This window comes from Paenibacillus sp. FSL H7-0940, from assembly GCF_037979415.1.
GTDB lineage: Bacteria > Bacillota > Bacilli > Paenibacillales > Paenibacillaceae > Paenibacillus > Paenibacillus amylolyticus.
The window spans coordinates 1,914,561-1,931,252 of the sequence record NZ_CP150280.1; the positions used below are offsets into that span (position 1 = coordinate 1,914,561).

At 41.3% G+C, this 16,692-nt stretch carries 13 protein-coding genes; 2 read left to right on the forward strand and 11 right to left on the reverse strand.

All coding sequences use genetic code 11. The annotated features are described in order from the left end of the window. Positions 1-21: 21 nt before the first annotated feature. The 3 genes from MHB71_RS08545 to MHB71_RS08555 form a co-directional block, all read right to left on the reverse strand. On the reverse strand, positions 22-1,953 hold the full coding sequence (locus MHB71_RS08545; protein ID WP_076317751.1) for a fructose-1,6-bisphosphatase: 1,932 nt from the start codon (positions 1,951-1,953) through the stop codon (positions 22-24). A 255-nt stretch (positions 1,954-2,208) separates the two neighbouring features. After that, positions 2,209-2,925, reverse strand: a complete 717-nt coding sequence (locus tag MHB71_RS08550) for a class I SAM-dependent methyltransferase (RefSeq protein WP_036613926.1) — start codon at positions 2,923-2,925, stop codon at positions 2,209-2,211. 66 nt (positions 2,926-2,991) lie between these two features. Further along, on the reverse strand, positions 2,992-3,900 hold the full coding sequence (locus tag MHB71_RS08555) for a LysR family transcriptional regulator (RefSeq protein ID WP_036613927.1): 909 nt from the start codon (positions 3,898-3,900) through the stop codon (positions 2,992-2,994). A 145-nt stretch (positions 3,901-4,045) separates the two neighbouring features. On the opposite strand from MHB71_RS08555, the gene MHB71_RS08560 reads away from it, so the two are divergent. Next, positions 4,046-5,065, forward strand: a complete 1,020-nt coding sequence (locus MHB71_RS08560; RefSeq protein WP_036613928.1) for an alpha/beta fold hydrolase — start codon at positions 4,046-4,048, stop codon at positions 5,063-5,065. A 320-nt stretch (positions 5,066-5,385) separates the two neighbouring features. Here MHB71_RS08560 and MHB71_RS08565 read toward each other — a convergent pair whose 3' ends face one another. The 6 genes from MHB71_RS08565 to MHB71_RS08590 form a co-directional block, all read right to left on the reverse strand. Continuing rightward, a complete protein-coding gene (locus tag MHB71_RS08565; RefSeq protein ID WP_179087849.1) occupies positions 5,386-6,426 on the reverse strand; it encodes an NADH:flavin oxidoreductase in 1,041 nt (346 codons plus the stop codon). A 205-nt stretch (positions 6,427-6,631) separates the two neighbouring features. Next, positions 6,632-7,207, reverse strand: a complete 576-nt coding sequence (locus MHB71_RS08570; RefSeq protein ID WP_253508804.1) for a TetR/AcrR family transcriptional regulator — start codon at positions 7,205-7,207, stop codon at positions 6,632-6,634. 96 nt (positions 7,208-7,303) lie between these two features. Next, entirely contained in the window at positions 7,304-7,867 is a 564-nt protein-coding gene (locus MHB71_RS08575; RefSeq protein WP_340029308.1) for a GNAT family N-acetyltransferase, read from the reverse strand. A gap of 303 nt (positions 7,868-8,170) precedes the next feature. Further along, the gene (locus MHB71_RS08580) at positions 8,171-8,416 is read right to left on the reverse strand and encodes a hypothetical protein (RefSeq protein ID WP_340029309.1); all 246 of its coding nucleotides are present in this window, start codon (positions 8,414-8,416) and stop codon (positions 8,171-8,173) included. Positions 8,417-9,003: 587 nt separating this feature from the next. Next, complete coding sequence (locus tag MHB71_RS08585; RefSeq protein WP_340030143.1) at positions 9,004-10,167, reverse strand: MFS transporter; 1,164 nt, start codon at positions 10,165-10,167, stop codon at positions 9,004-9,006. A 500-nt stretch (positions 10,168-10,667) separates the two neighbouring features. Further along, a complete protein-coding gene (locus tag MHB71_RS08590; RefSeq protein WP_340029310.1) occupies positions 10,668-12,530 on the reverse strand; it encodes a beta-glucoside-specific PTS transporter subunit IIABC in 1,863 nt (620 codons plus the stop codon). Between the two features lie 415 nt (positions 12,531-12,945). Here MHB71_RS08590 and MHB71_RS08595 point away from each other — a divergent pair, with 415 nt between their 5' ends. Continuing rightward, a complete protein-coding gene (locus MHB71_RS08595; protein ID WP_076250570.1) occupies positions 12,946-13,698 on the forward strand; it encodes a MurR/RpiR family transcriptional regulator in 753 nt (250 codons plus the stop codon). Between the two features lie 91 nt (positions 13,699-13,789). Here the strand turns inward: MHB71_RS08595 and MHB71_RS08600 are convergent, their stop codons facing one another. Continuing rightward, entirely contained in the window at positions 13,790-14,962 is a 1,173-nt protein-coding gene (locus tag MHB71_RS08600) for an MFS transporter (RefSeq protein ID WP_338706147.1), read from the reverse strand. 134 nt (positions 14,963-15,096) lie between these two features. Continuing rightward, on the reverse strand, positions 15,097-16,521 hold the full coding sequence (gene ascB, locus MHB71_RS08605) for a 6-phospho-beta-glucosidase (protein ID WP_340029311.1): 1,425 nt from the start codon (positions 16,519-16,521) through the stop codon (positions 15,097-15,099). Positions 16,522-16,692: the final 171 nt, after the last annotated feature.

Consider the following 16,692-nt stretch of genomic DNA (forward strand, 5'->3'; position numbering starts at 1 on the left):
TGTGTACTTTTAGCAATCGTTTCATTTCATGTAGCGATAGTCTAATAGATCCTTCAAATTTGAAATTTTCTGCAACAGCTTTTCTCCGACATTGGTTTCCCTCACCAGCTTCCGCGCCAGTTCTTTGTCCACCAATCTTTTTAGAGATAACACGTCCGTTCCGTTACATAACACATCTTCTTTTGAATTAAATTTCTTGTGGGCGACGAGCTGCATGCCAAAGGAATTGTACAACAAGGTATATCCGGCAATGCCCGTTGTGGATTGATAGGCTTTGGAAAAACCGCCGTCAATCACGATCATTTTTCCGTTTGCTTTAACAGGGCTCTCTCCACTAATTTCTTTGACTGGCGTGTGCCCATTAATGACATGTCCATGATCTGGATTCAAATCAAACTCCTGCAAGATTATTCGACAGATATCTTCATTTTCACGTAAATGGTAGTAAGGATTCTTTCTCTCTTTATGTGCTTCTTTATCTTGGATAAAATACCGTTCAAAAGTGGTCATTTCTCTCTTTCCAAAGAGCGAGGAACATTCTCCTGTCCAGATGTACCATACCATATCCGTCGCCAGATCTTCTGTCTCTTCCGGATGCGCAAAGGCGTAACGTAAATAATCTTCAAAAACATCAAGCAATTGACGGCCCGCATATGTCTTGTCTTCAATCTGCATTTCTTCCATATTTCCTTCTTCATCCAAAGGAATACAGCCGTGGATTAACAAATTCCCGTTGTATTTTAAATAAAGGCTGCCCTTTTTCATGAGAAAATTCATATGTCTGGCCATCTTTTCGGAATGCTGAACGGAAAACAACAGCTTTTCCATCACCTGGCGTTCTTCCTCAAGCAATTGTTCGGGCTTCTGCGGATTTACGGTTGCGAAACAGGTGTTTTCCAGGTGGTACGTTTTACCGCAGATGTTGATTTCATTGTTGTCGTAATCAATCTGCTCCAGCAAAAGTCTTTCAGACATATTAAAGTATGGGCGTCTCTTGATAATCGGGCTTTCAAGTTTAAACTGAATCATGGCAATGGCTTGGTGAATTTTGGTGATCTGCAGAATTTCCTGCTCCGATACATTATGTCCAGCCTGTAACTTAGGTCTGAAGGACGGATTGTCTTCGTAATATTTCTCCGCCAGGTTTAGCAGTGGGCGCAGATTGATTCCGTATACATCTTCAATGATGTCCAGATTATCGTATCTGGCGCAGATCCGAATAATATTCGCAAGGCAGACCAGAGAACCTGCGTAGGCTCCGATCCAGAGGACATCATGGTTCCCCCACTGTATGTCTACAGAATGGTAGTTGATCAGCGTATCCATAATTTTATCGGGGTACGGCCCCCGGTCATAGATATCTCCAACCACATGAAGATGGTCAACCACCAGGCGCTGTGTCGTATAAGCAAGGCCGATAATGAGATTGTCCGCCTGGCCCAAGGATATAATTTGCCGATATATTTCCTCGTAATAAGGATCCTTATTGTTGGTCGAATCCGTCTTGTATAGAAGCTCTTCGACAATATATACATATTGCTCCGGCAGAGCTTTACGCAATTTTGAGCGTGTATACTTGGAAGAGGCATAAGAAATAAGCTTAAGCATGTGTTCAATTGTTAGTCTATACCACTGGTTCAAAGCCTGTTTATTGCTCAGTTCCCCTATAACCAGCTGTATTTTTTCTTCCGGGTAATAAACCAACGCCGCAAAATCATTGATTTCTTGGTCCGTCCAAACCTCCCGGAATAATTCTTTGATTTTCTCTTTGACGGTACCCGAACCGTTTCGTAGTACATGCTGAAAAGCCTGAAACTCTCCATGCAAATCACTGACAAAATGCTCGGTTCCCTTCGGGAGATTGGAGATCGCTTCAAGGTTGATGATCTCTGTTATAATTTTTTCTTCCGTATCATATTTCTCGGCCAATAAATCTAGAAACTGCTCATCCAAAACAGATGTCCCCCTTCAAGGAAGTATGGTGTTGTATAGCCGGGTCCAAAAGCTTTAGACCGATATCAAATTACACTCTATACTTGGCATTGATTATATGGTAATTATCAGCATCGCCTTCCCCCATCATACTCCAGTTCATCATATATGAACAAATTTCATTGAATGGATTTGAATGAAACAATGTTTGTAGTTATTTAGGAATAAGAACTGTGTTCAATCTGTTCTGGTCCCTCGACATTTTTTTACTAACTGCTATTTTACACAATGAAAAATAAACGATCTATTCTCAGAATTTGCTTGTTTGAATTCCCAATCCCCATATGTTTTAATTTTTGAAAAACCGATTTGTTTCAGCGACTCATTGAATTCTTCTTGATTTCGAAACCTCAGCTGCATTTTTTCATGAACTAACACTTTGTCTGTTTTAGTATTTTTTACTATTTCATAGAAAGTGTAAATATCTCCCTCAAACCCTTCATATTCTGTATAAATTTCTAAAGGATCTCCGCTTAGTCTATCTTTAGCTAAGTCAGGAGTTTTGTCCTTCTCCCATTCTTCCCATACTTTTACCAAAGGGTTTCTTGTATCAAAAATAAAGTGACCCCCGATTTTTAGGGATCGGAATACGTCTGAGATTACTCGCTTCCAACTATCATCTGTAAGAAATACCTGTGCAACATTCGCTGTCATAATTACCGCATCATAGGTATTGGTTTGTAAATCCGCACTATCACCTATAATCCATTCCACACTTTCAGAATTATCTTTACTTCTCGCTATTTCCATCGCTTCTTCATTGGGATCTATAGCGGTAATTTTATAACCGCACTGAACAAGATGAGTAGTCCATCTTCCTGTTCCACAGCCCAGGTCAGCTATAGATTCTACTTGTAATCTCTTTAATAATGAAAGGAAAAATTCATCGTCTTTTCCCCAATGGTTAATCTGGTCATATACTAATGGAATCATAAATAATGTCTCCTCACTTTCAACAGCATTTTACTGTGCTCAACAGTTTGATGTCTCGTACATAAGTTATCCTGTTTTATTCTCACTCTGTGAACCAAACACTACCCTGGTTGCTTCTATAAAAGATAACATCATTGGTGAAAGCCACTTGTCTTTATGCCACAACATCTGTGTATATACCTGCAAGTCCGGAATTTGCCAAGGGAGGACAACAAGTTCTCCGCGTTCAACTTCAGATTCCGCGACGATCTCAGGAAGAAAGGCAATACCGATTCCTGAAATTGCACATTGTTTAATGGCTTCAGCACTTTGAAACTCTAAATATGTAATGTTATCAATGCCCTCTTTCTCAAATGACCGATCAAACATCGTTCGATAGGGACAACCCTTCTCATTTGTCAGGAACACTTCATCATGAAAATCTTCCAATTGCAGCACAGTTCGTTTGGCGAGTGGGTGATCTGGAGCAGCTAACAATCGGAAATGTTCTTCCAGCAAAGGTTCCACGGAAAGTCCACTCGAGCGAATGGGTTCATCCAACATATAAACAATATCCGTGGTTCCCTCAAAGAGCGTTTGCTTGAGTTCTTGATTCGGAACTGAGCGGAAAATTAGGCGAACTCCCGGATGCTGCGAACGAAACCGTTGGAAGACAGCTGGAAGCCGATAGGAGCAAATAACCTCATTCGCACTTATCGTTAAGGTACCACTTAGTTTTTCATTATCATGGACAGCACTACGAGCCTCGTCCATTTTTTCAAGAACGCCTTGGGCGTGTGTTAAAAAGCGTTTACCCGCAGTTGTGAGCGCGAGTTGCTTGCCCAACCGATCAAAGAGGCGAACACCTAGCTCATCTTCCAATGCTTTAATTTGCATCGTGACGTTGGAAGGAACGTAGCTCAGCACTTCTGCTGCCCGCGTGAAATTCAATGTTTTTGCAACCGTACAAAACGTATTCAGTTGACGCAATTCCATCCGATGATTCCCCCTTCATCTTTCAATTTTATTGAATACTATTATGAATTCTATTCACTTTTATTGAGAGTATCACAGCTCTATACTGAGTACAAGAGATCACAGTGAACCTGTGGTTTTTCATTTTGAAGGGAGCAATTATACGATGGATTATGAAATTTTTAATTTGGGTGATGTACTCTTACAATCAGGAGTGACGTTACCAAACGCTTATCTCGCTTATCAAACTTACGGAAAATTAAATGAACAGAAAGACAATGTTATTGTCTATCCAACGGCTTTTGGAGATCAGCATATTCAGAATGAATGGCTCATTGGCAGCGGGATGGCACTGGATCCAGAGAAATATTTTATTATCGTTCCCAATTTGCTGGGCAATGGGCTCTCTTCCTCTCCCAGTAACACGCCTCCTCCATTCGATCGGGCTAACTTTCCACAGGTAACCATCTATGACAACGTTCGATTCCAGCAACAACTGCTGACCGAAAAATTCGGTATTGAAAAGATTGCTCTCGTCGTCGGGTGGTCGATGGGCGGCATTCAGGCATTTCAATGGGGGGCAAGTTACCCGGAGATGGTTGAACGAATTGCACCTTTCGGAGGCATCGCCAAACCTTGGCCTCACACATTTGTGGTCCTGGAAGGCGTGAAAGCTTCACTGCTATCCGCAGTCGGCTTCGACTCAAGTAAATTAAACCAACTAAGTTCTACAGACATGCGTGCCGTTGGTCGGGTGTATGCGGGATGGGGACTATCACATGCGTTTTATAGAGAAGAGCTATACCGTGAGATGGGATTTGACACATTGGAGGATTTTGTAGCTGGTGTCTGGGAAAATAGCTTTATGAATATGGATCCGCATAATGTTCTGGCCATGTTATGGACAGGCCAACATGCAGATATCAGTGCAAACCCCTCCTATAACGGAGACTTTGATAAAGCACTTCAGAGCATAAAAGCTTATGCCTGTATCATGCCGGGAAGCACGGATCTCTTCTGCACTGCGGCTGATAATGAATACGAAGCTAAGCGTATACCTAATGCTGTCTTGAAACCAATCCAATCGATCTGGGGCCATTTTGCCGGTCGTGGAATCAACAGTGCCGATAATCAATTTATTGATGACAATCTAAAACAGTTGTTGTCACTTAGCACTAATGAATAGATCGCCACTTGAATTGGGAACTCAGTGAAGAGCAGCGTTGATCTTTCGGAGGGAGGGCTCCCCCCAAGCAGTGGTGTTGTTGAGTGATGATGTAGAAATGAAGGAACCAGCAATAATGAAGTTGAGGACCTTATTCCGATGTTTCTTTTGCATCCTCTGCCAGTCTCATCTCTATGTCTTTCATCTTTAATTCCACCGGATAACTCCTCTGGTTGCCATTACAAACACACCTCCAAGATGATCTCCCTATCTTACAACAAGGTTTCATTCTCTTGAAGGTGTGTTTGATTAATACATATTCCTAATGATTATAACTATAATTAAGTAAGTACAGTCATCGCCTCTCTTGTGAATGGAACCAGATCATCGGTACGTCCTTCTTGAATTTTCTTAACCCATTCAGGGTCGACCAGAAGAGCACGGCCTACAGCAACCAGATCAAACTCATCATTCTGAAGTCGTTGTACCAATCCTTCGATACTGGCGTTACTTGCGCCTTTACCTTCTGTGAACAGACTTGTAAAGTCACCATCAAGACCAATCGATCCAACAGTGATTGTCGGTTTACCAGTCAGTTTTTTGGTCCATCCAGCAAAATTCAGATCAGACCCTTCGAATTCCGGCTCCCAGAAACGACGTGTGGAACAGTGGAAGATATCGACTCCAGCTTGAACCAACGGTGCGAGAAGCTGCTCCAGTAATTCCGGTGTTTCAGCCAATTTAGCCTGATAATCATCTGTCTTCCACTGAGATAAACGCAGTACAATCGTGAATTCCGGTCCCACTACTTTACGGCAAGCCTCAATCACTTCAACTGCAAAACGTGTGCGAGCCAACATATCTCCACCGTAACGATCCGTACGAGAGTTGGTTTTCTCATACAGGAATTGGTCGATCAGATAGCCGTGTGCTCCATGGATTTCAACACCATCGAACCCAACGCGTTTCGCTTCTGAGGCTGCTTGTGCGAATTCCTGAACGATTGTAGCGATCTCAGCTTCCGAATAATCATTAACATGACCTTTGGCTCCCATATGCCAGATCTGTGGAATAATTCGACCGCCAGCTTCATGTACTTCAGATACAACATGTGCCCAACCATTCATTGCAGCTTCGCCATAAAAGTGCGGCACATTGGCTTGATTGGATGCATCCGGATGATTAATTATTGTCCCTTCTGTCACAATAAGCCCCACTGCGTTCTCTGCTCTGCGGCGGTAATAGCCCGCAACATTCGAACCCGGGATACCGTCCGGAGAAAATTGACGCGTCATCGGCGCCATCACGATCCGATTGGATAACTTCAAGTGACCTAACTCTATAGGTTGGAACAATGCTTCTACGGATTGAGAATAATTCATAATAACCTCCACATATTTCATTTTATATAAATTGACCTAGGAGATGTTAAACAGCAATCAGCCTGGTTAACAGCTAGACGTTATTTCCAAATGAATCAATACACGATTTTTATCGAAAAGCCCCACCTCCTTCAAGGTTTCGTGGTGTATTAATCCGCCTTCAATTATTTTTGACTTCGTAGTCAAGAATTCCACAAAAAAAAGATCAAGACATGATCATGCCAAATGAAGTACGCAGAACCGTCTCGATCTGTTCACGGGATGAACCTGATTTCTCCATAACTCTCACACCAAGAATGGTGTTGTTTAGATAAGATGCAAGCTCTATACTCGTATACCGGTTGGAAATTAACTGTTGTTTCTGGCCACTACTTATGATCTTCTCTAACACCAGTTGAATCTCTTCTGCCATGAGCTCAGCTTCTCGTGTGACCTGCTCGTCATCTGTTCCGAATTCGAGTGATGCATTCACAATTAGACACCCTTGGCAGCTAGTTTCATCGTCTAAAAGGGAATATCGTAAGGTATCCAGTTTATCAACGGGAGACGAATCCAGGGCTTCAATCTCTTTCAGTTTCGCTATAACCTGTTCACGGTAAAGTGCCAGCGCCTTCAGGAACAACGATCGCTTGTCTTTAAAAACACAGTACAAACTTTGCTTTTTGACTCCTGTAGTACGCGTAAGGTCCTCATAAGAAGTTGCTTTGAAACCTTGATTCCAGAACACTTCCATAGACTGGTGTAATACACGATCGACATCAAATTCTCTTGGTCTGCTCATGGGATTAATGTATCAGTTATTGACCATGCAGTCAAGAACAGATCATTTTACATACTAATCTCTACGGTATTTTCCTGCAGGTCCATTGAATGCGGTCTAACTCTTCCGGTAAGCAACCTTGTGAAAAGCATTGATATAACGAAACAGTGCTTCACCATCATCAGGCACATGCGTACTTGTATCCAGTGGCAGCATCATTGCCTGATATGGCTCTGGCACCATTCTATATTGATGGACATAGGAGGTTAGGATGAACCCGTTGCGTTGCCAGAACTGAATGCGTTCCTGATGAGCCTCCGTTGTCCCGAACTCCGCCTCGATAATCATACCTTTGATCCGGTGTTCCCTTAAGGCCCAGGCTCTGAGTTGCTCTAGCATCCAGGTCCCTATGCCCCACCCACGCAACTTCTGTTCAACCGCGAGGTAATCGATGATCAGGATGCGGTCCGCAACCTTCCCCTCCAGTCCAGTAACAGCCATCGCAACCACTTCTCCATGATGCACGCCCGTGTGTAAATAACCATTCCTTCGGTCCAGCATACTGCGCAGAATCGCTTTTGTCTTAGCGCCGCTTTGAAAAGCCTCATGATAGATTCGCTCCATCCGCGCCCACAATGCTTCATCCCACTCCTCTATAGTCGTAAACTCTAATTCCAGCATCTCATTCGCCTCCAGCTTTAATTCAGATTTATCGTGATTCAAGACATGTAAGAGATATTCCTTCCGGTTTAATGGATTATGATCGTATCTTGTACATGAAGGCACTTCACCATCGAAGGGCTGATAGCCATAAAATTCGGACGGGTTCGACCTCTTTTTTCTGCGATCGTACTTCCTTTGACGAATTCTGCGATTCTGAAGACTGTAGCATGTCTTTAATCTTAAAAGTTTATATTTTTATCGTTCGCATACCTGGCGTATATTCACAAAATTCATCTATCCTGCCCGTTAGCGTAATAAGCATTAACTTTTAATATCTTCTTTAGCCTTTTGTTTATATCGAATTATGGAAAGAGGTAAATTAACTACTCCAAGAATAAAAGAAGAGCTAATAGATATCCATTGAGATATTGAAGGATAATTTGGTTTTCCGTCTCCTACAGGTCCTATTTTGGGTTGGTGGCTATCCCACAAAACATATAAGAGACCAACAGCAGGTAACAATATGCAAACTATACTTGCAACTATATGTAACACATACTTGTTCAATCCTACCCCTCCATTTATTTTATTCATGTCTAGGACACTGTTTATATTATAACGTTATCTAAAACGGGAAATTACACTAACCTACTCCTTAGTTTAACAAAAAAATTTCTCCTTTAAGATATTTCCTAAAATAATTTTCAATAACTGATGGAAAATTTGCCGCTAAGGATTGTTGTTCATATCGACCAAATAAAAAATTCTTCTAATAACTCGACATAATTCTCTTCCAGTTGATTTACTTTGCTATACGATGAAATAAATACTTTCCTATTATCAGATGAAAGATGCAAATTTGAGAATTGTTAGTTGTGGTGTAACAAGGCTTGGAGGTTAGTACTCGCCTCAATCGGTACATAAAATGTATGCGGAAACCGTCGATAAGCTTGACGAGATCGTGTCTACGGCTTCATTCGCTGCGAACTTAATCCCATCACATCAAACTTTGGTGCAGTTGGACCTACTATCATTGGGTTAATGAGTTATGAATTATAAAACAAAGAAAGCAGCTGATCACTTGGGTCAGCTGCTTTCTTATTGCTATAGAGGTTTTGTACATCGTATCAAACGAAGATGATACAAGTGTTTATTTATTGCAAAGATTGTTTCGTTTGTTTTCTTTTAGATAGGGAGTTATCAAGCAGCGTTGTTACGATGCCAATCACAAGGGCAAGCGCACCGATCCATGGGATGTAGTTCAACAAACTGTGGTTGACAGCAATACCCCCGATACCAGCTCCGGCAGCCATTCCAACTTGTCCAATCGCGCTATGCAAACTAAGTACAATGCCTGAAGCAGCGGGAGCGAGACTTATAAGCTGAAATTGGATCGGCGTACCTGAGGACCAGGCTGCTATTGCCCAGAAAATAAGTAATATATATAGAAGAAATATGGATTGGCCTATAAACGGGAACAACAGTAATGCAGTGGCGTGGAGTATCATTCCACCAGCTAGGGTACGGAATGTACCCCATTTATCTGTACTGAGTCCTCCTATTTTGGAACCAATAGCACTAGCGATACCAAATATAAACAGGGCTACCGTTACACCTTGATCACTCATACTAAATATATCAAGGAGATACGGTGAAATGTACGTAAATAAAATGGAATATGAGCCTAACCACACGAACGTAATCAGTAACGCTGCTGCGATACGCGGTTGCATGATGAATTTAAACTGATCACGCAAAGGAACAACTTCCTCAGCAACTACTTTGGGTATGATCAGCAGCGCTAGGAATAAGAGAATAAGTCCTATTACCCCAAGACCAATAAATATGATGTTCCAATCATAATGGGAAGCTACAACCCTGCCTATGGGTACACCGATAACTAATGCCGTACTATTTCCCATAATAACAGTAGCAATTGAACTGCCTTGCTTTCCTGGAGCAGCCAAAACCGCAGCAAGAGTAAGGAGCGTAACCTGAATAACACCGGCACTAAGTGCTGAAATAATTCTAGCTACGATAAGCATCTCATATCCTGTTATCGTTGCAATTAAAATGTTAATAACAGAGAATACAGTTAATGCATAAACTAAGAGTTTTTTTCGATCTAATTTAGATGTGAAAGCAATTAAAAAAGGAGTACCTACGCCAAATGCTATAGAGAACACTGTAATTAGCTGTCCAGCAGAAGAAACTGAAATGTTGCTAGATTCAGCAATTTTGTCTAGGATCCCGGCAATAACATATTCTGATGCGCCATTAAGAAAACTAATTACAGCTAATAAATATATTTTCCACATATTTTTCAACAATTGCACCTTCTTATTCTGTATTTCTAGAAAAATAGATTAATTAACTATTCACTAAAATAAATATTCTACATTCACTCATCTGGGACAAAACCATTTTCTATATAAGACCCTTCTATTGAATTAGTAGCTAAAGATCTTCCCACATTAAAACATCCGCTAATCGAATGGTTAGACTCATTTGTGTGTTCCACCTTTCAGTGTTAACTCCGTAAGAGATTTCTCCATATTCAGAGTAATCCTACTTATCCGTCTGTAATAAATTTTGTTTTGCAAAACTTATGTTACTTTTATTATTTAAATAAATATATACATTTTGGCATTTTAGTTTGAATTAACATGAGATCACATTTGTTACTCAAAAGTAACGCAGTGTTTTTTAATATTATGTAGAAAGAACAATTTTTTTGGTTTTACTATGTAGCACCATAACAAAAACGGCAGCGTTCCAGAAATAACTTGGAATCACTGCCGCTATTAATAACATCAAATTAGGCTTTGACTGTGTACATCAATTCTTTTTCATTAATTGTGGTACGCCCAGCCGATTGGACATCGGTATATTGAACCATGTTCGTAATAATGACCGGAGTAATCATATTGTAACCCGCTTTTTCGATCTCTTCACGGTCAAATTCCATCAATAGATCACCTACGGATACTTTTGCTCCTGCCTGAATCTTGGGCGAGAAAAATTGGCCTTTCAGCTTTACCGTATCAATCCCGATGTGAATCAGCATCTCTGCCCCAAGATCACTTACGAGACCAATAGCGTGACCACTCTTAGAAACAGAGAATACTGTGCCGTTAACTGGGGAAACTGCACGTCCTTCTGAAGGTTGAATGGCAAATCCTTTACCCATCATTTCTTCTGAAAAAGCAGGATCAGGAACCAGGCTAAGTGGCTTAACTTCCCCACTCATAGGGCTGAATATTTGTTCATCCTGTAATTTAGTGTCTTCAGCTACTACAGGTATAGTTGCAGACGTTGCTGATGGTGCAGGTACCTCTTCCTGGAAGCCCAGAAAATAAGTAATTACGCTAGCTACAACGAATGCAATGAAAGCAGCAATCAGTGCAAAGAGCAGGTTGCTAATGTCTGGACCGACATATGAGGCAGCTCCTGGAAGACCTACAGTGCTAATGAAATAGGCTTTAACAGAAAAGGTTCCCAGAAACGCCCCAGCGACTGCGCCCCCAATGAGCGCTGCAATAAATGGTTTTTTGAATTTCATGTTAATTCCGTACATGGCAGGCTCCGTAATTCCCATAAGAGCGGTCAGTCCTGTAGAATATGAAAGTGATTTGGTTTGGGTGTTTTTAGACTTGAAGCCCACACCAAATGCAGCACCACCCTGGGCCATATTAGCTGCGAACATTAACGGAACAATAAAATCGTAACCAAGTGTTGCAATCGAACCAACTGCAAGCGGCAACAGTGCATAATGCATGCCTGTAATAATCAGCACAGACATTGTGCCACCAATCAAGATACTTGCCAAAATGGATGCGTTATCAAATAACCATCTGATACCCCCAGATAACCCGTTTCCAATAATGCCACCCAGTGGCCCGATCGCGATCAAGGTTAGTGGTACCATGATGAGTAACGTAACAGTTGGTACAACAATCAGTTTCAGTGAAGAATGAGTGATGCGGTCAATCGCTCTCTCCACGTAAGCAGCGATCCAGATTGCAATGACGATGGGAATAACCGATGATGCATAGGATGTGGCAATAACCGTAATGCCTGCAAACGAAGTATTACCCTCTTGAAGCAACGCTGTAATGGTTGGATGCATGAGACCAGCCGCTAGTGCAGCACCTACATAAACATTGCTCCCCATTTTCTTCGCAGCACTAATGGCCAGAATAATGGGCAGGAAGTAGAATGCGCCATCGCCAACCGCAGACAAAATGATATAGGTTGAACTTGTATTCGTCATCCAACCAAGAGCCACCAGAATGGACACGATCCCTTTGATCATACCTGCGCCAGCAATTGCTGGCAGGATTGGCGTGAACATGCCCGATATGAAATCAAATAATGCGCTGATCGGATTCCTTTGTTTCTTTCCGCCTTTTGGAGCACTCTCTGCGTTAGGCTTCATGCTCATATTGTTCACTAGTGCTTTGTACACTTCGGAAACTTCACTGCCAATAATCACCTGAAACTGTCCACCGTTTTCCGTTACACCCATAACGCCAGGTGTGTTTTTTAACGTCGTTCTGTCTGCTAGATTGTTATCGTTTAGATTGAATCTGAGTCGAGTCATACAGTGCGTAACTTGATCGATATTCTCTTCCCCACCAACCAGTTTGAGAATATCTTTGGACAATTGTTGTTTATCCATGATGTAAGGCTCCTTCGACGTATATTAAGGTAGTAAAGCTAAATTTTTGAGGATGGCAAAACAAACTCATTATGTTTTCATATGACAGCTATTGTGACATTCTTAAGCAGACTAAGGAAGCTCAACAAGCTTGAAACTGGAACTAGTTAAGGGTAGGTTGGTTTATTCGTTGCCACCTTCGTTCTCTGACCATGGACGCGTTAGCCAGTTATAATGGAAGTGCGAAACATATGTTATAACGTCATGTTACTCAGAACAGAGAAGAAAATATATATTGTTTAAGTGTTTAGTTTCCTTTGACACGAAATGATTTTTGTAACAAAAATGTAACGTGTTGTTTTTTGAATACAGGTAATGTATACTGCCTAAGCAGGTTACCTATTATTTTTATTATGGTCTAAGGGAGTGCATATCCATGTTCACCAGTGAACAAATCTCATCCTATAATGAATTGGAATTATCTTTATATAACTATATTTCTCAGAACATGGAAAAAGTGGCGTACATGCGGATTAGAGAGCTGGCCGATGAAACTCATGTATCTACAGCAACCATTATGCGATTTTGCAGAAAGAATCAATGTGAGGGATTTTCGGAATTTAAAGTAAAACTTAAGATGCTCATTTCCCAAAAGGGTAAACTAACGAAGCAGGAGTTAAAAAGTCCACATCATGCTGTGTATGAGTTTTTTGAACGTTCTCAATCTCCTGAATTGGAGGAAAAAATTCAAACGGCAGCAAAATTAATTGCTAAAGCCAGTAGCGTCATTTTTATTGGTATCGGGAGCTCCGGAATAATGGGTGAGTATGGAGCCCGATTTTTCTCAAATCTAGGGATATGCTCCGTGTACATAAAAGATCCTCATTATCCTGTTCATATCAAAATGCAAAAAGACAGCGTTACGATTGCATTATCTACGCGAGGTGAAAACCCGTATGTTCTACCTTATCTCCAACGGATCAAGCAGGAGCAAAATAAAATTGTGGCGATAACAAACAATCGCCAATCCACCATGGCTAAAATATCAGATGTGAATATCCCTTATTATGTAAAAGAAGAGTATTATGAATCCACTAACATCACCACTCAGGTTCCTGTTGCGTTCCTTTTAGAATGGCTGGGACGAGAGGTTTTCAAAGAAATGGTAAATACAGAATTAGAGCTATGAGAGAGAACTCGATCTTTTTATAAACACGCACCAGAAAGAGAGCCCTCTAGGCTCTCTTTTCAGTCTTAATGACTCTCTATGGGATGACACGTTAGACGCTTTCCATTACTTTTTTTCCTCGTGTTGCTGCAATTTGCGTCATAATCATTAGAATGATGATCACAATCATTCCAATCATAGCAGGTGTGAAACTATTGGAAGCATCATGAATCCAACCTAGCAATATTGGACCCATCGCTCCAATAACATACCCAGCAGATTGCTGCATCGCAGACCAGGAAGTTGCATCGTTCACATTGGTTGTAGAATCAATCGGTAACATCAGGTTTAAAGTGAACAAGCCCCCTGCTCCAACTCCAAAGAGTACAACGGAAACCATCGGTATGAAATTCATCATCAATAAAATCAACCCAACAATCATGAACAGAGATTCACCAACCATCCATACTCTTCTTGAAGGAAAGTTCTTCAATAATACAGGAAGTACAAAGCTAATCGGGATTTGGATGACAACAAATATGGTCAGACAAAGCGTTGCATAGGATTTGCTATACCCCATTTCCTGAATCATTAACGGGAGCCACGCTGTAAAAGAATAAAACAACATAGCCATTAATCCAAATGAAAGCGTAAGCGTCCATGCGCTTCTATTTCCCCAGGGAAGTTTAATTTGCGGACGTTCTTTTCGTTCACTCACATGAGCAGATTCAGATCGCGGCTTCACCATGATCCACCAAATGATCGCTGCTACAAAGGCAATTACTGCCCACCCTCCTACTGCTATCTGCCAAGAATTGAAGTATGCTTCTAAAGGAATGGATACCATTGAACTGACCGCAGCCCCTACAGTGATTGCAATACTATAGAGTGCAATCATAGATGGAACATGATCGGGAAAATACTTTTTAATAAAACCTGAAGTTAACGGGCCAATCGAAGCGATCCCGATACCTACGATTAATGCAGATAAAAGTAAAACGAACGTAGACTGTGTAAATAGCCGAGTGGCTATTCCGATTCCCACCACAATCAGGGAATATCCAATAATTCGTTCTATTCCCCATTTCCCACTTGCTTTGACGGCAAAAGGTGAAAATACGCCCATACACAGTACAGGTATAGAAGTTAGCAAACTGGCTAGTGCAGCGCTCATCCCCAGATCTTCCCGAATCGTATCTAGCAGCGGAGATATAGAATTAATAGCTGGGCGCAAATTCAATGTAGCAACAAATAATGCAATTATTAAAAACATTTTTTTTCTCATATTCTGCTCCCTAATCGTTCAAATATCAATATTAAACTAAGAAAGAGCCGCTGACTGGCGGCCCTTTCTTAATTTATTCTGTAGGCCTGTACGCTAATCTGTAATAAACGTATTTCCAACATCAGCAGCTGTCGCTATTCACGAAACAAGCTGATCCCGTTGCTCTGAATGACATCCTTATACCAGTGGAAGGACTTCTTACGATAGCGTTCCAATGTTCCTGAACCATCATCATGACGATCCACATAGATGAATCCGTACCGTTTTTTCATTTCTGCAGTTGTTGCACTAACCAAGTCAATACAACCCCATGTTGCATAGCCCATTAATTCAACACCATCTTGGATGGCTTCAGCGACTTGAAGCAAGTGCTCCTTCAAATAATTGATGCGATAATCATCAATAACTGTTTTGTGGCCATGCTCGTCCGTGATCAGTTCATCTACGGCTCCTAATCCATTTTCAACGATGAATAATGGTTTCTGATAACGGTCATACATCGCATTCATGATGTACCTCAGGCCTTGGGGGTCGATCTGCCAACCCCATTCACTCGCGCCCAAGAGCGGATTTGGAACACCCCCAATCAAGTTTCCCTCTCCTTTAATTTGCTTGGCAGGATCAGCCGTTTCACAACAACTTTGATAATAGCTAAAGGAAATAAAGTCAACGGTGTTTTTCAATATTTCTTCGTCGCCAGGTTCAAAATGAATGGTAATTCCGTTATCTTTCAAATAACGTTTCATGTAGCCTGGGTAGTAACCACGCACATGGACATCCGTGAAACCTGTATTCTTATGATCAGCTTCCATCACTTTGATCATATCATTAGGGTCAGGAGTCAATGGGTAAATCGGCATAGCAATGACCATACAACCAATTTTGAAATCAGGGTTAATTTCATGCCCTATTTTAACCGCCAGAGCACTTGCAACAAACTCGTGGTGAACCGCTTGGTACAGATCCTGTTTGCTAAGCTGATCCGCATGCGTGTTAATCCCGCCGCCCACAAACGGGTGTTCCAGAATAGAATTAATCTCGTTAAATGTAAGCCAATACTTCACTTTGTCTTTATATCTGTCGAAAATGGCTCGCACATACCGTTCATAGAAACCGATCATTTTTCGATTCGCCCAGCCATCATATTCCCTAACGAGATGTAGAGGAGTCTCATAATGAGAGATCGTAACTAGAGGTTCAATTCCGTATTTCCGGCACTCGTCAAAAAGGTTGTCGTAAAATTGGAGGCCTTTTTCGTTTGGCTCAAGTTCATCCCCTTTGGGGAAGATTCTGGACCAGGCGATAGACGTGCGGAAAACTTTGAAACCCATTTCGGCAAGGAGTTTAATGTCCTCCTTGTATCGATGATAGAAGTCAATTGCGATTAACTTCATATTCTCCTCTGTTGGTTCTGTTGTTGGAGGTGTCTGAATGCCGTGCGGCATGATATCCGAAATGGATAGTCCTTTCCCGTCCTCTAGATATGCACCCTCAATTTGGTTCGCAGAGACGGAACCGCCCCACAAAAAACCATTAGGAAATTGAAATGTTTGACTCATTTAGTAAGCCCACCTTTCTTTTAAACCTTCAGCTGATCTGGATAAAAAACGAATCCCGCTTTATCGGTTTTTTATCATGTATTTGTTTTCACAACTTATGTTACATAGATTAATTCATAAAATACATGTTATTTCGAATTTAGTTCAAGGTATCACAGATTCACATTTGTA